Origin of the sequence: Comamonas koreensis, assembly GCF_021026195.1 — a bacterium.
GTDB classification, from domain to species: domain Bacteria; phylum Pseudomonadota; class Gammaproteobacteria; order Burkholderiales; family Burkholderiaceae_C; genus Comamonas; species Comamonas koreensis.
Genome location: NZ_JAJNCT010000009.1, coordinates 468669 through 489944, shown reverse-complemented (window position 1 = coordinate 489944; position 21276 = coordinate 468669). Strand labels below are relative to the sequence as shown.

The window sequence follows — 21276 nt, the reverse complement described above, 5'->3', positions numbered from 1 at the left end:
AAAGAAGCGACAAAGGCCGCATTTTAGCGGCCTGCCGCCACCCGCGCCCGCCATGCCAGTCTTGGCCTACGGCCATGCAGGGCCACCCCTTACCCAACCGCTCTTTGCAAACGCTGACAATGCGCAAGCTATCGTCAATAAAATTCTATTAATATTATTTATACCTACTAGTTTTTGTTAGTTATCGCTTGAAAGGATTGACCATGCAACGCACCCTCTCCACCACCGCTCTGGCCTTGACGCTCGCCCTGGCGTCGCTGAGCGGCAGCGCCTTTGCCAGCACTGCAGAAAAGATCGCCGCCGTGCAAGCGGCCCGTTTCGATCTGACGCAGGCCATCCAAAGCGCACAGAGCCAGCATGGCCTCAAGGTCTTGCAAGCCGAGATCGACACCAAGAAAAAGCAGCCCATCTACGAAGTCAGCGGCATCAACGCCCAAGGCCGTGAGATCAAGCTCAAGTTCAGCGCCCTGGACGCCGCCCAGGTGCTGGAAAACAAGGACGACGGCGTCGCCGAGAAAAAGGACACCGACCGCCTGGCCGCTGCCAAGATCAGCATCAGCGACGCCATCGCCACTGCCCTGAAGCACACCCCCGGCAAGGCCATCGAGGTGGACCTGGACGACCACCTGGGCGTGCTGACCTATGACGTCAAGATCATCAATGCGGCCAACACCGAGGTGGAAGTGCGCGTGCATGCCATCAACGGCAACATCCACCAGTAAACGGGTCGCGCAGCAAGCCGCCCAGGCCAGCCCAGCGCTGGCCTTTTTTGTGCCCGGTGACCGGTCTCAGCCCAATGTTTGCGCCATGTACTGCGCATCCTCGCCATAGCTGTACAGCGCATCCCGCTCTTGGGCCGACCAGGGCAGCAGCGGCGCATAGCCCTTGCGCTGCCAATAGGGCTGCGAGCCCATCACAGAGACCAGCGCCGAGTAGCGCAGCCCATCGGCCCGCGCCTGTTGCAGCATGGCCTGCAACAGTGCGGAGGCCAGGCCCTCGCCCGCGCGCGCAGGGGCCACGGCCATGTCGTGCAGGTACAGGGTATCGGCGGGGGATGCACAGGCAAAGCCGCCATGCAGCGGCGTCACCTTGCCCAGCACGGAGCGGTAGGCGGCCAGATAGGCCAGCACCTCACGGCCCTGCACGATCACCAGCGAGCACTGCAGCGGGCTGGCCAAGCGCGCCGCATACAGCGCGGCGCTCTCCATAAAGTCCGCGCCATAGCAGGCCAGCTGCACCTGCATCAGGCCATCGAGGTGCTGCGCGGTCAGGGGTTCAAGAGACCAGCGGGGCTGGCCGTCGGAAGAGAAACGCATCGCCCGATTGTCGGCGATGCCGCATCGATCAGGCCAAAGGCGCCAGCGGCTGCGCCGTCGATGCCGGCACCGTGGTGCGCGCCGCATTCATCACCATCGACAGCAGACTGTAGTAGCCATTGATGCCGATCAGATCCATCACGCCCTTGTCGCCAAACAGCTGCTGGGCGCGCGCCCAGGTCGCGTCGCTCACCTGGCGCTGCTGGTGCAGCTCGACGCAGAAATCATGCACAACGGCCTCGTCCTCAGGCATCGCATCGGGGCGGCGGCCTTGGGCCACGGCATCCACGGTCGCCTGGCTCACTCCTTCGCGCAGCGCAATCGGCGCATGGATGGCCCATTCCACCTGCTGCGTCCACTGCCGGGCTGTGACCAGTATCGCCAGCTCGGTCAGGCGCACACCGATGGCGCTGCGGTAGCGCAGGTACTCGCCCAGGCGCTGGGTGTGGTCCATCAACTCGGGGCTGCGCAGCAAGGGCACGAAGGGCGATATCAGCGCGCCGCGCGGGCCATCGATGATGGGCTGGGCATAGCGGCGCTGTTCTTCGCTCCAGGCTTCGGGGGGCAAGGGCGGCAGGCGGTCCTGGGTGGGTGTCATCGGGCGGGTTCTTTCAGGTCGTTTCGGGGGCGTTTCAGGCAGCTACCGGCTGCTGGGCAAGCACGGTGTCAATGGCATCGCCCAGGCGCTCGACCACCTGGTCGAGCTCGGCTTCGCTGCTGATAAAGGGCGGCGCCAGCAGCACATGGTCGCCATGCAGCCCGTCAATCGTGCCACCCATGGGGTAGCACAGCAGGCCATGGGCCATGGCCTGGGCCTTGACCTTGGCATGCAGCTTGAACGCCGGGTCAAACGTGGCCTTGCTGCTGCGGTCCTGCACCAGCTCCACGCCCCAGAACAAGCCCCGGCCCCGGATGTCGCCGACATGGGGGTGCGCGTCAAAGCGGGCATGCAGCTGCTTTTGCAGGTAGGCGCCGCGCGCCAGTACCTGGGGCAGCAGTTGGTCGCGCTGAATCACCTGCTGCACCGCCAGTGCGGCAGCCGCCGCCATCGCATGGCCGATGTAGGTATGGCCATGCTGGAACATGCCGCTGCCGCGCCGCATCGCCTCGACCATCTTGCGCTGCGCCAGCACCGCGCCAATCGGCTGGTAGCCACCACCCAGGCCCTTGGCAATGGTCATCAGGTCGGGGCTGATGCCCTCTTGCTCCACCGCATGCAGGCTGCCGGTGCGGCCCATGCCGCACATCACCTCGTCAGCAATCAGCAAGATGCCATAGCGGTCGCAGAGGGCACGCAGGCCCTGCCAGTAACCGGCAGGGGCGGCCACCGCGCCCAAGGTCGCGCCCACCACAGGCTCGGCCACAAAGGCGATCACCTTGTCCGGGCCCAGCTCCTGGAACTTGGTATCGATCTCGGCCAGCAAACGCGCCACATAGGCAGGCTGGCTCTCGCCGTCCAGGCGGTCGCGGTACTCATAGGCCGGGGCCACGCGGCCCACGTCCATCAGGATGGGGGCAAACTGCTTGCGGCGCCATTCATTGCCGCCGACAGCCAAGGCACCCAGGGTGTTGCCGTGGTAGCTTTGGCGGCGCGCGACAAAGTGCGTGCGCTCGGGCTGGCCGATCTCGACAAAATACTGGCGCGCCATTTTCAGCGCCGCTTCCACCGCCTCGGAGCCGCCGGAGACAAAGTAGACATCCGTCATGCCCGCAGGTGCATGCGTGACCAGGTGGTCGGCCAGCGCCTCTTGCACCTCGGTGGTGAAAAAGCTGGTGTGGGCATAGGCCAGCTGGTCGAGCTGGCGGTGCATCGCCGCCAGCACATCCGGGTGCGCATGGCCCAGGCAGGACACTGCTGCCCCGCCACTGGCATCCAGGTAGGCCTTGCCGGCCTGGTCAAACAACTCCACGCCTTTGCCGCCCACCGCGACAAGAGGAACCTGGGCCAGAGAACGATGGATGACATGGCTCATGCGAGCACTCCTTCACAATGCGACACCAGCCCTGCGCCGGCAGCGATACGCATAGTATAAGGATCATTTGTATTTTTTCAATACATTAATGGATCATTTGTTCCGTTTCGATCTATTTCTGTTCCCGGGCTTCCCCTTCCCTCCCTCTCACTATCCCTTCAACGCAAGCCGCCTACATAGCGCTTGGCACTCGCCACCAGGCCCGGCGCAGCAGCATCCGCTGCCGGCCCCGCCACCGCAGCGCCCATGGTGGCGGCCGCCGGTGCGGGCGCACCCGGCAGACTGGCCGCAAAGCGCAGCGCCAGCCGCTCGAGCTCTGCATCCTGGTGGCTGCGGGCATGGTTCAGCGCAAACTGGGCCATCGCCTGGCCATAGGCGGTATCGCTGGCCATCCACTCGGTATCGGTCACCCGGCCCGTCTTGCGGCGCAGCGCCACATGCAAATGCGCGGCGATGGCCAGGCGTTCACTGTCGTTCATACAAGCTCCTCCGTGGCAGAACCTGATGGGCAGGCTGCGCGGCCAAGGCGGCGCAGCCCGGTGGCGCGGCGGCACAGTGCAGCGCCGCACATCTCCACTCAACTCAGTTTTGGCTTTCCTGGTGCAGGCTGACATCCAGCCCATCGAGCTCCTGCTGCGCGGTCACCCGCAAAGGCAGAACCACACGGATCAAGGTCAGCAAAATGGCAGTACCCACTGCGCTGTAGAGGGCCACCGCCGCCACGGCCACCAGCTGGTTCAGCACCGTGGCATCCACCCCGGCAATGGCCCGGTCGGCAAACACCGCGGTGAGCAGCGAGCCGGCAATGCCGCCCACGCCATGCACACCAAACACATCGAGCGAGTCATCCACACCCAGCCGGCGCTTGAGCCAGGTGGCGCCCCAAAAGCAGGCCACGCCGGCGATCAGGCCAATGGCCACAGCGCCGCCCAGCTGCACAAAGCCGGCAGCCGGTGTGATGGCCACCAGGCCACCAATCAGGCCCGAGAGCACGCCCAGCAAGGTGGGCGCGCCGCGCACCCACCACTCGACCAGCATCCAGGACAGCGCGCCGGCCGCAGCGGCCACCATGGTGACCAGCATGGCCAGCGCGGCCCGGCCATCGGCCGACAGTGCCGAGCCGGCATTGAAGCCAAACCAGCCAATCAGCAACAGCGCTGCGCCCATTGCGGTCCAGCCCAGGCTGTGGGGTTCAAAGGCCTGGCGGCCATAGCCCTGGCGCCGGCCCAGCATGGCCGCGCAGACGAGCGCTGACACCCCCGCATTGACGTGCACCACGGCGCCGCCGGCAAAGTCCAGCGCGCCCAGCTTGTTGAGCCAGCCATCGCTCTCCCACACCCAGTGGGCCACCGGTGCATAGACCAGCACGCTCCACAGCGCAGAGAACAGCAGCAGCGCCGAAAAGCGCATGCGCTCGACCACGGCGCCAATGATCAAGGTGGTGGTGATGACGGCAAAGGCCATCTGGAACAGCGCATACAGCGACTCGGGCAAATGGGGCGCCAGGTGGCTGACCGACACGGTGCCGGCCGCCGCATCCAGGCGCATGGACGAGAACCAGGCCCTCTCCAGCCCGCCCAGCCAGGCCGACGACTTGCTGAACGCCAGCGAATAGCCCAGCGCAAACCAAGTCAGCGCCACCACGGCCGCCACCGCAAACACCGCTACCATCGTGTTGACCACGTTCTTGCGCCGCACCAGCCCGGCATAGAAGAGCGCAATGCCCGGCAGTGTCATCAGCAACACCAGCACCGTAGAGACCAGGAGCCAGGCCGTATCGGCCTTGTCAATCGCAGCCATCTGCACCATTTGCATGCCATCCCCTTTGTACGTTGTCATCCATTGCGGGTTTGTTTCAAAAGGTAGCAGTTTCTATGCCATCGGACGGGAAAGCGCCTGGATATGGGGTCTGCGGGCATGCGGCGTCATGGCGACGCCGTCGGCTAGAGCCAGATCGCACCACATCGGTGCCCTGAGCAATCGCCCAATCACAAAAGAAAACCGACGCCTGCATCGCTGCAGGCGCCAGTCTCAGTGAAAGGGGAGTAAAACTGAATTCAGTCCGCCGCAAACACCTTGCCCGGGTTCATCAACCCCAGCGGATCGAGCGCCTGCTTGATCGCCCGCATGGCGGCCAGCTCTTGCGGGCTGCGGCTAAAGCCCAGGTAGGGCATCTTGTGCAGGCCAATGCCATGCTCGGCAGAGACACTGCCCTGGAACTGCTGCACCAGGCCGTACAGCACGGCTTCCAGCGCCTCGTCCTCGCCGTTGATGGTTTGGCTGTCGGTGGTGACGTGCAGATTGCCGTCGCCCACATGGCCAAAGAACAGGCTGTGGTGGCCGGGCCAACGCGCATCAAAGGCGGCGCGGCAGGCGGCGGCAAAGCGGCCAATGTCCACCTGGGGCAGGCTGACGTCAAAGTTCACGGGGGGGTGCATGTGCGCCGTCATCTCAGCGGGTGCCTCGCGCAGCTTCCACAGGCTCCTGGCCTGCTCGCTCGACTGCGCAATCACCGCATCCACCACCTCGCCAGCCTCCATGGCCTCGCCCAGGGCCTCTTCCACCGCAGCGCGCAGCGCGGCCTCGTCCTTGCCGTCCACATCGATCAGCGCCTGCAGCGGGTGCTGCTGGGCAAACGCGGGCTGGAGCTTTTGCCACTGCATGGAGGTCTGCACAAAGTCGCTCCACATCAGCTCGAACGCGGCCACGCTGTTGCCAAACCGGGCCTGCATGCGCGCCAGCACCGCCAGCGCCTCGTCAAAGCCCGGCAGGGCCACCATGCAGGTGGCCTTGGCCTGCGGTGCGGGCCGCAGGCGCAGCAGCACGCGGGTGATGATGCCCAGGGTTCCCTCGGCACCGATAAAGAACTGCTTGAGGTCGTAGCCGGTGTTGTTCTTCAGCATGGGCCGCAGCATCGGCAGCACCGTGCCATCGGCCAGCACCACTTCCAGCCCCAGCACCTGCTCGCGCATCATGCCGTTTTGCAGCACGCCATTGCCGCCCGCATTGGTGGAGACATTGCCGCCAATCTGGCAGCTGCCGCGCGCGCCTAGGTCCACGCCAAACACCCAGCCCGCCGCCACAGCCGCTTCCTGCACCGTCTGCAGGCTCACCCCAGCCTGCACGGTCATCAGGCCGGTGCGCGCATTCACGTCCTCGATCTGCTGCATGCGGTCCATGGCCACCGCCACACCCTGGGCCACCGGCACGGCCGCACCGGCCAGCCCGGTCAGGCCGCCCTGGGGCACCACTGGCACGCGGTGGGCATGGCAGATGCGCAGCAAGGCGCTGACCTCGTCCGTGCTGCGCGGGCGCAGCAGCGCCAGCGGCGGCACCGGCGGCGTGCCGCTCCAGTCGGTCCAGTACTTTGGCGGGATGGCGTCAGCGCCGCGCGAAAAGCCGTTGGGGCCCAGCGCTTGCTCAAGGTCGGTCCAGAAAGCCGCCGCAGGAGCGGCTGCCGCGTTGTCGGTGCGAGAGGTAGTCATAGCCCGCTATTGTCGGGCGGTTTGTTTGGCAGACGCGGCCCGCCAGCAGCAAAACCTGCTGGGCCAGTACAGCAAAAAACGGCACCCCAGGCCTGCCCTGCAAGCCGGGGATACCGCTTTTTTGGGGGGCGGGATCAGCGTGCCGATTGCTGCACGTAGGCCAGCAAGGTCTCCACCATGCGGCGCACATGGGGCTGCACCTTGGCGGCCACGGCCGGCAGGTAGTCAAACGGCATGTGCTCCTGCATATAGCTGCTCTGCGTCATCTCCAGCTGAATGGCATGCACGTTCTGTGCTGGCTGGCCATAGTGGCGTGTGATGTAGCCGCCCTGGAAGCGGCCATTGAGCACGCTGCTGAAGCCGTCGGCCTCGCCTTTGCGCGCCTCGGCCAGCAGCGCCTCGCCCAGGCCTTCGCCGCAGCTGGCGCCCTTGTTGGTGCCCAGGTTCAGATCGGGCAGCTTGCCCTCAAAAAAGCGCGGCAGCACCGACTGGATCGAATGCGCATCCCACAGGCCGGCAGCGCCATGCTGGGCCTGGATGCGGGCCAGCTCGGCGGCCAGCTGGTCGTGGTAGGGCTTCCAGACTTGGTCGCGGCGCTGGGCAATCTCGGCGTCATCGGGCTGCAGCGCGGCGCTTTGGTAGACGGGGGTATCGGCAAAGGTGTCCACCGGGCACAGGCCGGTCACGCTCTGGCCGGGGTAGAGGCTGGCGCCATCGGGGGGGCGGTTCATGTCCACCACCAGGCGCGAATGGGTGGCCACCAGGGTCGAGGCACCGATCTCCTGCGCAAAGGCGTAGAGCAGCGGCAGGTGCCAGTCGGTGTCATGCACCTCGCGCGCCTCGGGCGTAAAGCGCTCGGCCAGCGCGGGCGGCACATAGGTGCCCACATGGGGGAAGGAGATCAGCAGCGGCGCCGTGCCTTGGCGGAACTCGAAGGCGGCGCGGTCGGTTTCAAAATGCATGGATCATGGCTCCTGAAGAAGTTCGCTACGCGCGGCCACAAAGCCGCGCTGCGCGCTGTGGTGCAGCGGGTGGCGGCCATCGGCCACGCGGCACTGGCCGCCCACCCAGACACGGGCTACCGCACTGCTGCGGCTGCTGGCAAACACATGGGCATCGAGCTGCTCGGCCGCCGGCAAGCCAGCCAGCGCCAGGTGCTGACCATCGAGCTCCACCCAATCGGCCTGCTGGCCCACGGCCAGGCCAGCCACCGCACGGCCGCTGGCCTGCGCGCCGCCCTGCACCGCAGCCAGCAGCATATGGCTGCCCACATGGGGCTGCTGCACGCTGGCCGCCACATTGCGCTGCTGCGATTGCAGGCGCTGGCTGTACTCCAGCATCATCAGCTCTTCGGCGGCGTTCACGCCGATATGGCTGTCCGAGCCTATGCCCCAGCGGCCGGCACTGGCCTGCCAGCGCGGCAGGTCGAAAATGCCATCGCCCAGGTTGGCTTCCGTCAGGGGGCAGAGGCCTGCCACCGCTTGCGATGCGGCTGCGGCTGCGTATTCGGCCTCGTCCATGTGCGTGGCATGCACTAGGCACCAGCGCGCATCCACCGGCATATGGTCCAGCAACCAGGCCACCGGGCGCTGGCCGCTCCAGGCCACGCAGGCATTGACCTCGGCCATCTGCTCGGCAATGTGGATGTGCACCGGCGCCTGGGCGCTCAGTGCATGCAGGCCCTGCACGGCCTCCTGCAAGGCCTGGGGCGCCACGGCGCGCAGCGAATGCGGAGCCAGGCCCAGCGCTGCGCCTTGGGCGCTGCAGGCCGGTGCCAAGCTTTCCAGCAGGCGCAGCATGTTGTCGGTGCTGCGGATGAAGCGCTTTTGCCCCTCATTGGGCGGCTGGCCGCCAAAGCCGCTGTTCTGGTACAGCACCGGCAGCAAGGTGATGCCGATGCCCGCCGTCTGCGCCGCACGCAGCAGCGCCAGACTCAGCTCGCCATCGGGCGCATAGGCCTGGCCATCGGGGCGGTGGTGCAGGTAGTGGAACTCGCAGACGCTGGTGTAGCCCGCTTCCAGCATCTCGATGTAGAGCCAGGTGGCAATCGCCTCCAGGTGCTGGGGCCCCAGCCGGGCCGCAAAGCGGTACATCAGATTGCGCCAGCTCCAAAAGCTGTCCTGCGCCTGCCCCCGGAACTCCGACAACCCGGCAAAGCCGCGCTGGAAGGCATGCGAATGCAAGTTGGGCATGCCCGGCAGCACCGGGCCAGCGGCCTGTGCCATGCCAGCGCAGCGGGCTGCATCCACGCCCGTTTCGATGGAGGTAAAGCGGCCTTGCGCATCCCAGCGCAGCAGCACGTTCTGGGCCCAGCCGCTGGGCAGCAGGGCCTGGGCCGCAAACAGTTGGTTATGGGTATTCATCGCATCAGACACCGGCAGCTACCTCCTGCAGCGCGACGGCGATCAACAGGGCCTCATCGCTGCTCGCATCCAGCTGCATTGGCTGGCCCAGCGCAGCGGTCCAGTACAGGCCGTCTTCGCCACCGGCCGTCAATGTGGCCGACTGCGCAGGCAATTGCCAGCTGCCGGCGCGCGCCAGCAGCAGGCCCTGGGTGCTGCCCAGTTGCAGGCTGCCACCCCGGTGGATGGTGACCTGCGCCTGCACCCGGCCACGCCGGGTCATCACATTCAGATCCTGCGAGGCACCGCCCAGCAGCTGGCAGTCCAGCGCCACATCGCCTGAGAAGGCGAAGGGCTGCAGGCAGTTTTGCAGCAGGTGGTCCACGCTGCCATCGGCCGCTTGCAAATGCACGCCATCACCGCCGAGCAAGGTGATGATGCGGTCGACGCCGGCAAAGGCCGAGAACGGCCCGCTGCTGGCAATTTGCGCAATGCTGATGCGCCAGACGAAACTGTCGATACTTGCGCCAGGCGGCCAGCACAGCACCTCCTGGGTGGTGCCGCCGCCGTTCTTCCATGGCGTAGCGGGCAGCGCGCTGCTGCTGAAAAATTGCATGCTCATAGCTACCCGTTTATTGCTTGGTCAACACGGCCTGCAAAAAGCTGCGCGTGCGCTCCTTGGTCGGGTTGCTGAAGATGGTCTGCGGGTCACCGGCTTCGATGATGCCGCCGCCATCCATGACGACAACCACATCGGCCACTTCCTTGGCAAAGCCCATTTCATGGGTCACCACCATCATGGTCATGCCTTCGGCGGCCAGCATCTTCATCACCTGCAGCACCTCGCCCACCAGCTCGGGGTCGAGCGCCGAGGTCGGCTCGTCAAACAGCATCACCTTGGGCCGCATGGCCAGCGCACGCGCAATGGCCACGCGCTGCTTTTGTCCGCCCGAGAGGCTGGCCGGCATCGCATCGGCCTTGTGGGCCAGGCCCACTTTTTGCAGCAGGTCATGCGCCAGCGCATCGGCATCCTTGCGGCTGAGGCCATGGAGCTTGCGCGGGCCCAGGGTCACGTTGTCCAGCACCGACAGGTGCGGGAACAGGTTGAAGGACTGGAACACCATGCCCACCTCTTCGCGCAGCGCGTTGAGGGCCTTCTCGGGCAGCATCTGGCCGTCCTGCACCAGGGTGCGGCCACAGATCTCGACACTGCCGCCTTGCGGCACTTCCAGGCCATTGCAGCAGCGCAAGAAGGTGCTCTTGCCCGAGCCGCTGGGGCCGATGACGACCACCACTTGTTGGGGCTTGACATCGAAGTCGATGCCGTCGAGCACCACATGCGTGCCATAGGCCTTGCGCAGGCCACGGATGCGGACCATGGATTCGGAATTCAACGGAGCTGCGGTCATTGCACCATGCCTCCAGCGCGCATGCGCTTTTCAAAATGGCGCAGTGCCAGGGTGGTCACGCCGGTCAACACAAAATAAATCACGGCAATCGCCAAATACACTTCCAGCGAGCGGTAGGAGACGCTGATGATCTTCTGGCCCTGGTGCATCACATCGTGGATGGTGAGCAGCGAGACCAGTGCCGAGTTCTTGATCAGCGCAATGAACTCATTGCCCAGCGGCGGAATCATGCGCACGATGGCCTGGGGCAGGATCACCGAGGCCATGGCCTGGCCGGACGACATGCCAATGGAGCGCGCTGCCTCCATCTGGCCGCGATCGATGGACTGGATCGCGCCGCGCACCACCTCGGACACATAGGCGCCCGAGTAGATGCCCAGGCCCAGCACGCCGCAGGCAAAGGCCGGCAGCATGATGCCGAACTGCGGCAGGCCGAAGAACAGAATGAACAGCTGCACCAAGAGCGGCGTGCCCCGGATGACGGCCACATAGGCCGTGCAGATGCCGTAGATGATCCTGTTCTTGGGGTTGAGCCGGCCAATGCCGATCAGCAAGCCCATCACGCAACCCAGCACCAGCGCTGCGGCCGTGATCTCCACCGTCACCGCTGCACCGCGCAGCAGATCGGGCCACCCTGCCCAGACGGGCGAAAAATCCAAATCCATAGTCAATCCTGTCGTCTCATATCAGCGCACTGCCTGGGCAGCGCGCTGCGGCACCCTTGCCTATTACTTGCTGCTGGGGAACCACTTGTCCACGATGGCCTTGTAGCCACCGTCGGTCTTGAGCTGCTCCAGTGCCTTGTTCACGGCGGCGGTCAGCTCGGGCGTGTCCTTGCGGATGGCCATGCCGTATTCCTCGGTGGTGATCTGCTCGGCCAGCACCTTCATGCCGCCACGGGTGCGGTTGTACTGGAAGGCGGCGGGCTTGCCGGTCACAGCGGCATCGGCGCGGCCGATATCCACCAGGTTGAACATTTCCTGGTTCTTTTCCACCTCGACGCGCTGCACCTTGGGGAAGTGCTCGGTCAGGTAGCCCACCGACTTGGTGCCCACCTGCACCGACACCTTCTTGCCGTCCAGATCGCTGAGCTTGGTGATGGGGCTGCCTTCCTTGACCATGGCCACCAGGCCACCGGCGTAGTAAGGCTGGGTAAAGTCCACCACCTTCTTGCGCTCATCGGTGATGTAGATGGCCGAGACGGCCATGTCGTAGCGCTTGGCGATCAGACCGGGCACCAGGCCCTTGAAGTCGATATCCACCCATTCGACCTTCTTGCCCATCTTGGCCGCAACGGCCTCGACGAGCTCGACGTCAAAACCGGTCTTCTTGCCGTTCTCGACAAATTCCATGGGCGGGAAGGTGGCATCAGTGGCCACGCGCAGCACATTGCTCTGGGCAAAGGCAGCGCCTGCACCACAGGCCAGGGCGATCAAAGAGGTCTTCAAGACCAGGCGGCGGAAGTTCATGGGAGAGTCCTTTTTCAATTCAAGTACCAAGCAAAATCTCAATGTCATCCAGCCAGACTGCGGGAGATGCGGGCTGCCGCTGCCAAGGTGGCCTGCACCAGCTGGGCTTGCTGGTGCTGCACACGCTGGTGGGGTGCCATCAGGCTGAGCGCTGCCACGGCGCGGCGGCCGCTGGCAAACACCGGCGCGCTGCAACCCCAGACACCGGCATCGACCTGGCCCACCGTGGTGATATAGCCCTGCGTGCGCAGCTCCTGCAGCTCGGCAGCAGCTTCGGCGCGGGCGGGGCTGCCTTCGCCATAGTGCTGGTTCAGCAGCGCTTCGCGTTGCACAGCGGGCAGGTAGGCCAGCACACACTTGGCCGATGCCCCGACCTTCAGCGGCACGCTGCTGCCCTTGTCAAAGGAGCAGCGCAGCGACAGCGGGCTTTCCACCATGTCCAGGCACACGGCCTGGCCATTGGCTGCCACCAGCAGGCCTGCGCTCTCCTGGGTTTGCTGCGACAGCTGCACCAGCACAGGGCGGGCCACATGCACCAAATGGGAGCCATCATCAAAGCCACGCGCCAGCTGCAGCCCCAGCGGCCCGGGCGCATACAGCGCACCGCTGTCAGCCACAAAGCCAAAGCGCTTGAGGCGCGCGAGCTGCCGGTACAGGCTGCTGCGGGGCAAACCCGTGCCCTGCATCAGCTCGTTGGCCGACAGCGGCCGCCCGGCGCAAGCCAGAACCGCCAGCACCTGCAGCACCCGGTCAGCCGCCGACACCTCGGAACCCGGGGTATCCGCTGCCGCACGCTCGCTGACCAACAACTCTGAAGCATCCATTTGCAATTCCCATTCCTCGGGACTAGTGACAATGAAGATCTTGCAAGATCAATGCCAGAATTGTCGAATTGCTCTTTGAATAAGCACCTAGCGCAAACCCTAGGTCGGAATTGAATGGCGAATTCAATTCCCAATCAATGGGAATTAAAAATGTAAAAGGCCCCAGCGTGGTGCGGTGCTGGGCGCGCAGGCGAGCGCCACCACTGGCATGCAGGGTGCTGGGCTTGGGGGAATGAGGGTATGGGGAGAGTGGCAGGCCTGAGGTGAGGCCGCCGTGGCATCAGCGCGGACTCAGCGCCTGGTCAGCACACAGGCTGCCATCAAAGCGCGGCCAGATAACCCAAAGCCGCCAACGGCGCCGTCTCGGCGCGCAGCACGCGTGGGCCCAGGGTGACGGGCGCAAAGCCGTGGCCGCGCGCCAGTGCTTCTTCTGCGGGCGACAGGCCGCCTTCCGGGCCAGACAGAAAGACCAGGGGCTGGCTGCCCGCTTGCTGCACCGCCTGGGCCAGCGGCTGCGTGCCCTCGGCCAGCGACAGCACCAGGCGCTGCGCATCGGCCAGGCCGCCGGCCTTGATCCATTGCGCCAGGTCCAGGGGTGCATGGATGCGCGGCACCTGATTGCGGCCACATTGCTCGCAGGCGCTGGCGGCAATCGCCTGCCAGCGCTCCTGGCGCTTGGTGGCGCGGTCGCCCTTGAGGCGGGTGACCGAGCGCTCGGCCTCCAGCGGCGTGATGCTGGCCACGCCCAGCTCGGTCGCCTTCTCCACCAGCCATTCCATGCGCTCGCCCGCGGTAATGCCGGCCAGCAGGTGCACGGCACGGGCCGCTTCGCGCTCGATGGCCGTGTGGCCCTCGATCTGCACGGTCACATGGCTGCGGCCCATTTGCACAATGCTGGCGTCGTATTCGCCGGCAGCTGCGCCCGCCTCGCCGTTGAACAGGGTGATGTGCTCGCCAGGCTGCATGCGAAACACCTGCACATGGCGCGCTGCCTCGGGCGGCAGATCCAGGGTGGCGCCTACGCGCAGTTCAACAGGGCAATAAAAACGGGGCATGGGGATTGGTCAAAGTGGATGGCGGTTAGGGGCTAGAGCTTCGGGTCAGGGCCTTAGCCCCGGCCCATCATCCAGCCGCCTTGCTCCTCGATGCCTTCGACCTCATGGATCAGGCGCATCAGCGGCACCAGCTCGCGGTAGCGCGAGGCCGTCGCACGGATGTAGTGGAGAAAGCGGGGCGCATCGGCCAGGTAGCGCGGCTTGCCGTCGCGCAGGGTCAGGCGGGCAAAGATGCCTGCGACCTTGAGGTGGCGCTGGATGCCCATCCATTCGACCGCACGGTAGAAGTCACCAAAATCCGCGCCAAAGCCCGAGGGGCTGTCGGCACCCAGCAGGCCCGCCTTGCGCGCCTTTTCCCAGTAGCGGATGGTGATGTCCACCACAAAATCCTCTTCCCAGCTGATGAAGGCATCGCGCATCAGGCTGGCGATGTCATAGGTGATGGGGCCGTAGAGGGCGTCCTGGAAATCGAGCACGCCCAGCGGCGCGCCAGCAGTGGGCGGCACCATCAGGTTGCGCATCATGAAGTCGCGGTGCACAAAGACGCGCGGCACCGACAGGTTCTGCGCCACGATGGCGTCAAAGGCGTTCTTGAGCACCACCTGCTGCTTATCGCTCAGCTGCACCTGGCGGTGCTGGGCGATGTACCAATCAGGGAACAGCTGCAGCTCGCGGCGCAGAATGGCCTCGTCATAGACCGGCAGCACGCCTTCACGCGATGCCTTCTGCCAGTCGACCAGGATATCGACCGCCTGCATGTACCACTGGTAGGCGGCCTGGGAATCGGGCGGCTGCAGCTTCTCGATCACCGTCTGCGTGCCCAGATCGGACAGCAGCATAAAGCCATGGGCGGCATCCCAGTCCAGCACTTGGGGCGCATTGAGGCCAGCCTCGGCCAGCAACGCCTGCACTTTCACAAAGGATTCGCTGTTTTCCTTGTCCGGCGGCGCATCCATGATGATGCGGGTGCCACCCTGCAGGTCGTCCACCCGCAAATAACGGCGAAAGCTGGCGTCGGCCGAGGCCAGGCGAACGCTCTCGGCCCGCAGGCCATGGCGGGCCGCTACCGCTGCCAGCCATTGGTCGAACTGCGCGGCCCGGGCTGCATCGGCCCATGCGACGGGGGTAACGCCCTGTAAAGATTGCTTGGCGCTGTCAGGCTGGGGTGCTACAGAAGCTGCAGCAATAGGGTCAGACATGGGGGAAATAGGATGGCTCATGGATAATGCAGATTCTACAAAGCCCTGCCGCCCGGCTGGGCCCCAGATCCCGATCCGTGTGCATGTATGCACCGCAGATGCACAGGCCAGTGGCTATTTCCCATGGATATTCACGCTTTCACCGATGTGGCGCCCGCCTCGCCCCGCCCTGCTGGCGCCGCCGCAGGGCTGCATGCGCGCGCAAAGACCAACACATCGCCCCGCACCTTGTCCCTCACCCCACTCCGCTTTTCCCCCACGGCCATTGCCCGGCTGTGCATGGCCATGCTCTGGGCCTCGCCCGCACTGGTGCTGGCCCAGGCGCCCGCTGCTGGCGACGACGCTGGCCTGGTGCTGCGCTCCAGCCCTCGCCTGCAAGAGAGCCTGGGCTCCGAGCAGCGTGGCAAGATGCCCGTCTACTTGGAAGGCGATGAGCTCACCGGCCAGACGGCGGACATGACCACCGTCACCGGCAATGCCAGCCTGCGCCGCGCCGACACGATGATCCGTGCCGACCGCCTGCGCTTTTACGAGCCCAGCAACACCGCCTATGCCGATGGCAATGTGCACATCAACCGTGCGGGCAGCGTGTTTGACGGCACCGAGCTGCAGATGCAGCTCGATTCGAACGAGGGTTTCTTCAAGGACGCCAACTACCGCCTGTTGCCCAACAACGGCTACGGCGTGGCATCGCGCGTAGATTTCATCGACCGCGAGCGCTCGGTCGTGCATGACGGCACCTACACCACCTGCCAGCGCAACGATGAAGCCAGCTGGCAGCCGGACTGGATCATCCGTGCTGAAAAAATCAGCATCGACAACCTCGAAGAGGTCGGTGTGGCCGAGAATGGTGTGCTCGAATTCAAGGGCGTGCCGATCATTCCCATCCCCAAGATGAGCTTTCCCTTGTCGGAAAAGCGCAAATCAGGCCTGCTGCCGCCCACCATGTCGCTCGACAGCGACAGCGGCTTCACGTACGCCCAGCCTTACTACTGGAATATTGCACCCAACCGCGATGCCACCATCACGCCCACGGCCATGGTCAAGCGTGGCCTGGCGCTGGGCGGTGAGTTCCGCTACCTGGAGCCCACCTACAGCGGAACCCTGGCGGGCCTCTACATGCCAGGCGACCGCCTGCGCGACCGCGACCGCTGGTCCTGGCTGTGGATGCACACCGGCAGCCTGGATACGCCCATTGGCGGCCTGGGGCTGAATATCAACGCCAAGCGCGTGAGCGATTCGGACTACTGGCGCGACTTCCAGGGCAACAGCTACAAGCTCAATGAGCGCCTGCTCAACAGCGAAGCCTCGGCCAGCTGGTCGCGCGACGACCACAGCCTGCTGCTGCGTGCGCAGAAGTGGCAGACACTTCAGGATCCGCTCTCGCCGATCGTGCCGCCGTACGACCGCATGCCCCAGCTGCAGTACCGCTACACGCCACAGAACCTGCCGCTGGGCCTGGAGGGCTCGATCGAGGCCGATGCCACGCGCTTCCGTGCCGACACCAGCCTGCTCAACCAGCCCAATGCCGACCGGGGCTATATCCAGGCCGAGCTGAGCCGCCCCTTTATTGCGCCGCAGGGTTACATCACGCCCAAGCTGATGCTCAACACCCGGCACTACAACTTTGACAACTCGGGCCTGTCCACCGTCAGCAGCGCCAGCGTCACGGTACCCACCGTCAGCCTGGACACCGGGTTGAACTTTGAGCGCACGACGCGCCTGTTTGGCCGCAACCTGATCCAGACGCTGGAGCCGCGCGCCTTCTACACCTATACGCCCTACCGCGACCAGAGCATGATCCCGGTCTACGACACGGCGCCGTATGACTTCAGCTTTGCGACCATCTTCAGCTCGAACTCGTTCAGCGGCTATGACCGCATTGCCGACAACAACATGCTGACCGTGGGCGCTACTACGCGCTTTCTTGATGCCGAGACCGGCGCCGAGGCCGCGCGCTTTGGCATCGCCCAGCGCCTGCGTTTCTCGGACCAGCAGGTGGTCATGCCCAATGCCAATTCGGTCAACGAGCGCTGGTCGGACATCATGCTGGGCGCCGGCATCAACTGGACGCCCAAGTGGGGCTTTGACACCACGGTGCAGTTCAACCCGGACAGCGGACGCTCGGTGCGCTCGACCATGCAGGCGCGCTACAAGCCCGGCGACTACAAGACCCTGGCACTGGCCTACCGCTACCAGGCGCAGAACAGCGAGCAGATGGACCTGGGCTGGCAGTGGCCCGTCAATGAAATCTTCGGCTCCGGGGGCAAAAAAGCCAAGGGCGAAGGCCGCTGGTACACTGTGGGCCGCCTGAACTACAGCATGCGCGACAAGAAACTGGTGGACTCTGTGGTCGGTGTGGAATACGCCGGCTGCTGCTGGAGCAGCCGCATTGTGCTGCAGCGCTTGCAGAACTCGCTGGTGCAGTCCAACACCAAGCTGCTGTTCCAGATGGAATTTACCGGCCTGACCAAACTTACCCTGGGCGCTGATCCGCTGGCCAGCATGCGCGAAAACGTGCCCGGCTACCAGTCTCTGCCCAGCGGCAACGGCGCTGCAGTACCTAGCCGTTTCAGCAATTACGATTGAAGCACTCCCTGACCATGAAACAACGCATTCTCTCTTTGAGCGTGGCCTGCAGCCTGGCTTTGCTCGCTGGTGCCAGCGCAGCGCAAGGCTTCAAGACGAACGACAACGCATCCGCCGGTATGCGGGCACCAGGCGCAGGCCTGACCACCCCGACGGCTGTGCCTTCGGTGGCCATCCCCGCTGCCTCGCTGGCCCAGCGCAGCAGCAATGCCCCGCGTTCTGCAGACTTCATCGTCGCGGTCGTCAATTCCGAGCCGGTCACCAATGTCGAGGTACAGCAGCAGTACGAGCGCCTGCGTGCCCAGGCCGAGGCCAACAACATGCCGGCTGAGGCCGCGCGCCGCCAGGCACTGGAGATGCTGATTGGCCAGAAGATCCAGCTGCAGATGGCTGCCGAGCGCAACATCACGGTGGACAACTTCGCCGTGCAACAGGCCGAAGAGTCCGTCGCGCGCCAGAACAGCATGACCATGCCCGAGCTGCGCCGCCGCCTGGCCAGCGAAGGCATTCCAGAGGAGCAGTTCCGCGCCGACCTGAAAAAGCAGCTGGTGATCCAGAAGCTGCGCGAGGCCGAGGTCGACTCCAAGGTACGCGTCAGCGACCTGGAGATCGACCAGTACCTGCGCGAGCAGAAGGCCAAGGCAGGCCTGGCCGGCGCTGCCACCCAGCTCAACCTGGGCCATATTCTGATCACGGTGCCGGAAAACGCCAGCGAAGACCAGGTCAAGCAGCTGCAGGCCAAGGCCCAGCAGGCGGCCGACAAGATCCGCGCGGGCGAAGACTTCAATGCGGCCGTGGCCGAGTTCTCCGATGTGCCCGACGGCAAGGGCGGCGGCGCGATGGGACTGCGTCCTGCGGACCGCTATCCCGAACTGTTCGTCAAGGCCACCCAGTCCACCGCACAAGGCGCGATTGCCGGCCCGGTGCGCTCGCCCGCGGGCTTCCACATCCTGAAGGTGCTGGAGAAGACCAGCGGTGAAGTGCCCGCCATCGTCACCCAGAGCCACGCACGCCACATCCTGCTGCGCCCCAGCCCCCAACTGAGCGAAGCCCAGGCCGTGGAGCGCCTGCAAGACTACCGCCGCCGTGTGCTCGCCCAGCAGGACACCTTTGAAGACTTGGCCAAGCGCTACTCGGAAGACGGCAGCGCCAAGGAAGGCGGCGATCTGGGCTGGGCCAGCCCGCGCAAGTTCGTGCCTGAGTTCGAAGAAGCACTCAACGCGCTGCAGCCCGGCGAGATCAGCCAGCCCATTGCCAGCCGCTTTGGCATCCACCTGATCCAGCTGCTCGAGCGCCGCGAAGCCAAGCTCAACCAGCGCGAGCAGCGTGACATGGTGCGCTCCATCGTGCGCGAGAACAAGCTCGAGCAGGCCTTCAGCACCTGGGCGCAAGAAGCCCGTGCGCGGGCCTATGTGGAATACCGCGACCCGCCCCAGTAACAGCCCAGCCGCCTGATGCGTGCGATGACCCTGCCCTGCGCTGTGGCGCTGCGGCGGTGTCATCATCGGCCCAGGCCTGCCAACCCAAGAGCGGTGCTTTCGCACCGCTTTGTCATTGCATGAAACACATTCCCCGCAAGCGCTTTGGCCAGAATTTTCTGACCGATCGCGCCGTCATCGACGCGATTGTCGACGCCATCAACCCGCAGCCCGGCCAAACCGTGGTCGAGATCGGCCCCGGCCTGATGGCGCTGACCCAGCCGCTGGTCGAGCGACTGGGCAAGCTCAGCGTGATCGAGCTGGACCGTGACCTGGCCGTGCGCCTGCGCAGCCATCCGCAGCTCGATGTGGTCGAGTCCGATGTGCTGAAGGTGGACTTCCGCGCGCTGGCCCAGCGCCTGGGCGTGGCCAAGCTGCGCGTGGCCGGCAACCTGCCCTACAACATCTCCAGCCCCATCCTGTTTCACCTGCTCGAACAGGTTGATGTGGTCGAAGACCAGCACTTCATGCTGCAAAAAGAGGTGATCGACCGCATGGTGGCCGCACCAGCCACTTCGGACTACGGCCGCCTCACCGTCATGCTGCAGTGGCGCTATGCGATGGAGAACGTGCTGTTCGTGCCGCCCGAGAGCTTTGACCCGCCCCCCAAGGTCGACAGCGCCGTGGTGCGCATGGTCCCGCGCGCGCAACCCGCCCAGCTCGATGCCAAGCTGCTCGAAGAGCTGGTGCGCGTGGCCTTCAGCCAGCGCCGCAAGATCTTGCGCAACACCCTGGGCAAATGGCTGGAGGAAAAAGGCTACAGCGGCAGCTTTGATCTGCAGCGCCGGGCCGAGGAAGTACCGGTTGCCGAATACGAGCAAGCGGCTGCCAGCCTGTCGGCACCTACGGGCGCCTGAGCGCTGCGGGATTGAAGCAGCCCAACCCATAAGCAAAACGCCCGGCGCAAGCCGGGCGTTTTTTCTTGGAGATCAGCAAGCCGATCAGAGGAAAGAGTAGAAGCAGCGAAAAGGCACCTTGCGCTCGGCCCAGTACTCTGCGGCATCGCGGAACACGTCCAGCAGCTGCTCGCGCGCTTCGCGGTCAAACTTCATGGCCGTAGGGATCTGGTCCAGCACCACGACAAAGCCGGGTTGGGGACCGCTCTTGTGCAAGGGGTCGGTCAGGCAGTCGAACAGCGCATCGAAGTTCTTGCCATAGTGCGACGGAAAATAAAACTGCATGCCAATCAGCTCGAGCACATCGGCCTTGGACAGAGCGTGCGCCAGATTGGCGTACAAAAAGTGCTGCCCCAGGTTCTGGGCTGCATCACGCAGGTCTTCCAACCGGTAGGCGCGAATGGCCTGCACGATATTGGGACGCACGAAACGCAGCGATGTATCTTGTACCTGACGAAGTGGAGTGTCCATCTCCGTTGCTCTTTCCATTAGCATTTTTTAAAAACCACACCCCATCCCTGGAGCTCATTGGGCATTGTTGACTTAGCACATCACTCTGCGCAAGACATCTCTTGCGGAAAAGCGACATAGGAGGAATCTGACTGGCTAATTCACAATACGCCGAAAGCTGCTGTAGTGATCCTGGGTGTAGTAGCAAGTATCGGGCATTGTGGCGACCTGGCCACCACAAATAATGCGACGCGCCCCGCGATCGCGGGAACCGGGTGTCTTGACGGTGTATTCCCGGTAGTACCCACGCTGCTGCCTGGGCAGTATGCGTTCGCGGTTACCAAATACCGAGCCGTCCTTGTCATAGGGAAAAGGGCCGCCTTCGAAGATCAGCGCATAGGTCTTGCGGCCTTGCGGCGGCAATTCGGCGACAGCCACCACGGGCCCGTCGAATGCGGAAGGCCCGCTGCCACGGGCCTGAACCCCAGGCGGCAGCACAGCCATCACCGCAGCAAGCACACCAGCCTTCACAGACGAGCGGGCCAGAAAACCCCATGCTTTGAGCATCAACAACACCTTTCAGAACTGCGGCGTCACCGCAAGTTCAGCCGGTCAGTGTGACGGATTGCCCCCCAAAATGCAAGAAGCCTGCCCAAAATTTGAGCAGGCTTCTCAGTATTTTACAGGCTCAGGTCAGGCTGCATTCGCCCAATAGCGCTGTAAATACGCCTATCAGCGCGCAAAATTTGCATCTGCAACGGCAACCGCTGTCATGTTGACGATACGACGCA

21 protein-coding genes are annotated in these 21276 nt (G+C 64.7%); 4 read left to right on the top strand and 17 right to left on the bottom strand.

All coding sequences use genetic code 11. The annotated features are described in order from the left end of the window. Positions 1-203 precede the first annotated feature (203 nt). Positions 204-722 (top strand): PepSY domain-containing protein, encoded by a 519-nt coding sequence (locus tag LPW39_RS10080; protein WP_230774164.1) that lies wholly within the window; start codon positions 204-206, stop codon positions 720-722. Between the two features lie 66 nt (positions 723-788). On the opposite strand, the gene LPW39_RS10075 is transcribed toward LPW39_RS10080, so the two are convergent. The 15 genes from LPW39_RS10075 to LPW39_RS10005 form a co-directional block, all read right to left on the bottom strand. Beyond that, positions 789-1316, bottom strand: coding sequence for a GNAT family N-acetyltransferase (locus LPW39_RS10075; protein WP_230774162.1), 528 nt, complete (start codon positions 1314-1316; stop codon positions 789-791). 28 nt (positions 1317-1344) lie between these two features. Continuing rightward, a complete protein-coding gene (locus tag LPW39_RS10070) occupies positions 1345-1914 on the bottom strand; it encodes a carboxymuconolactone decarboxylase family protein (protein WP_230774161.1) in 570 nt (189 codons plus the stop codon). Between the two features lie 34 nt (positions 1915-1948). Further along, a complete protein-coding gene (locus tag LPW39_RS10065; protein ID WP_230774159.1) occupies positions 1949-3289 on the bottom strand; it encodes an aspartate aminotransferase family protein in 1341 nt (446 codons plus the stop codon). Positions 3290-3447: 158 nt separating this feature from the next. Continuing rightward, positions 3448-3768 (bottom strand): hypothetical protein, encoded by a 321-nt coding sequence (locus LPW39_RS10060; protein ID WP_230774158.1) that lies wholly within the window; start codon positions 3766-3768, stop codon positions 3448-3450. A gap of 103 nt (positions 3769-3871) precedes the next feature. Beyond that, positions 3872-5104: an ammonium transporter gene (locus tag LPW39_RS10055; RefSeq protein WP_230774332.1), complete on the bottom strand. Its 1233-nt coding sequence runs from the start codon at positions 5102-5104 to the stop codon at positions 3872-3874. A gap of 242 nt (positions 5105-5346) precedes the next feature. Continuing rightward, the gene (locus LPW39_RS10050; protein WP_230774156.1) at positions 5347-6774 is read right to left on the bottom strand and encodes an FAD-binding oxidoreductase; all 1428 of its coding nucleotides are present in this window, start codon (positions 6772-6774) and stop codon (positions 5347-5349) included. A 134-nt stretch (positions 6775-6908) separates the two neighbouring features. Continuing rightward, the gene (gene hutG / locus LPW39_RS10045; protein WP_230774155.1) at positions 6909-7736 is read right to left on the bottom strand and encodes an N-formylglutamate deformylase; all 828 of its coding nucleotides are present in this window, start codon (positions 7734-7736) and stop codon (positions 6909-6911) included. Between the two features lie 3 nt (positions 7737-7739). Continuing rightward, on the bottom strand, positions 7740-9137 hold the full coding sequence (locus LPW39_RS10040; protein WP_230774153.1) for a formimidoylglutamate deiminase: 1398 nt from the start codon (positions 9135-9137) through the stop codon (positions 7740-7742). Between the two features lie 4 nt (positions 9138-9141). After that, a complete protein-coding gene (locus tag LPW39_RS10035) occupies positions 9142-9738 on the bottom strand; it encodes a HutD/Ves family protein (protein ID WP_330166602.1) in 597 nt (198 codons plus the stop codon). A gap of 10 nt (positions 9739-9748) precedes the next feature. Beyond that, positions 9749-10525 carry an amino acid ABC transporter ATP-binding protein gene (locus LPW39_RS10030; RefSeq protein WP_330166601.1) on the bottom strand — a complete coding sequence of 259 codons (777 nt, stop codon included), beginning with the start codon at positions 10523-10525 and terminating at the stop codon, positions 9749-9751. Continuing rightward, complete coding sequence (locus LPW39_RS10025; RefSeq protein ID WP_133858165.1) at positions 10522-11190, bottom strand: amino acid ABC transporter permease; 669 nt, start codon at positions 11188-11190, stop codon at positions 10522-10524. Before LPW39_RS10025 ends, LPW39_RS10030 begins: the two co-directional genes overlap by 4 nt. Before the next feature lie 63 nt (positions 11191-11253). Then, positions 11254-11994: a transporter substrate-binding domain-containing protein gene (locus tag LPW39_RS10020; protein WP_230774152.1), complete on the bottom strand. Its 741-nt coding sequence runs from the start codon at positions 11992-11994 to the stop codon at positions 11254-11256. Between the two features lie 44 nt (positions 11995-12038). Next, positions 12039-12818 carry an IclR family transcriptional regulator gene (locus LPW39_RS10015; RefSeq protein ID WP_230774151.1) on the bottom strand — a complete coding sequence of 260 codons (780 nt, stop codon included), beginning with the start codon at positions 12816-12818 and terminating at the stop codon, positions 12039-12041. A 320-nt stretch (positions 12819-13138) separates the two neighbouring features. Further along, positions 13139-13873, bottom strand: a complete 735-nt coding sequence (locus tag LPW39_RS10010) for a 16S rRNA (uracil(1498)-N(3))-methyltransferase (RefSeq protein WP_230774149.1) — start codon at positions 13871-13873, stop codon at positions 13139-13141. Positions 13874-13926: 53 nt separating this feature from the next. Next, a complete protein-coding gene (locus tag LPW39_RS10005) occupies positions 13927-15093 on the bottom strand; it encodes an aminoglycoside phosphotransferase family protein (RefSeq protein WP_407928822.1) in 1167 nt (388 codons plus the stop codon). A 102-nt stretch (positions 15094-15195) separates the two neighbouring features. On the opposite strand from LPW39_RS10005, the gene LPW39_RS10000 reads away from it, so the two are divergent. The 3 genes from LPW39_RS10000 to rsmA all read left to right on the top strand — a co-directional run bounded on the left by LPW39_RS10000 (position 15196) and on the right by rsmA (position 19996). After that, positions 15196-17661, top strand: coding sequence for an LPS-assembly protein LptD (locus LPW39_RS10000; protein ID WP_230774146.1), 2466 nt, complete (start codon positions 15196-15198; stop codon positions 17659-17661). Between the two features lie 14 nt (positions 17662-17675). Beyond that, positions 17676-19100 (top strand): peptidylprolyl isomerase, encoded by a 1425-nt coding sequence (locus tag LPW39_RS09995; RefSeq protein WP_230774145.1) that lies wholly within the window; start codon positions 17676-17678, stop codon positions 19098-19100. A gap of 119 nt (positions 19101-19219) precedes the next feature. Further along, entirely contained in the window at positions 19220-19996 is a 777-nt protein-coding gene (gene rsmA / locus LPW39_RS09990) for a 16S rRNA (adenine(1518)-N(6)/adenine(1519)-N(6))-dimethyltransferase RsmA (RefSeq protein ID WP_230774144.1), read from the top strand. Positions 19997-20080: 84 nt separating this feature from the next. Here the strand turns inward: rsmA and LPW39_RS09985 are convergent, their stop codons facing one another. Further along, positions 20081-20506 (bottom strand): barstar family protein, encoded by a 426-nt coding sequence (locus tag LPW39_RS09985; protein WP_027010748.1) that lies wholly within the window; start codon positions 20504-20506, stop codon positions 20081-20083. A 135-nt stretch (positions 20507-20641) separates the two neighbouring features. Next, positions 20642-21052: a ribonuclease gene (locus tag LPW39_RS09980; protein WP_230774142.1), complete on the bottom strand. Its 411-nt coding sequence runs from the start codon at positions 21050-21052 to the stop codon at positions 20642-20644. Positions 21053-21276 lie beyond the last annotated feature (224 nt).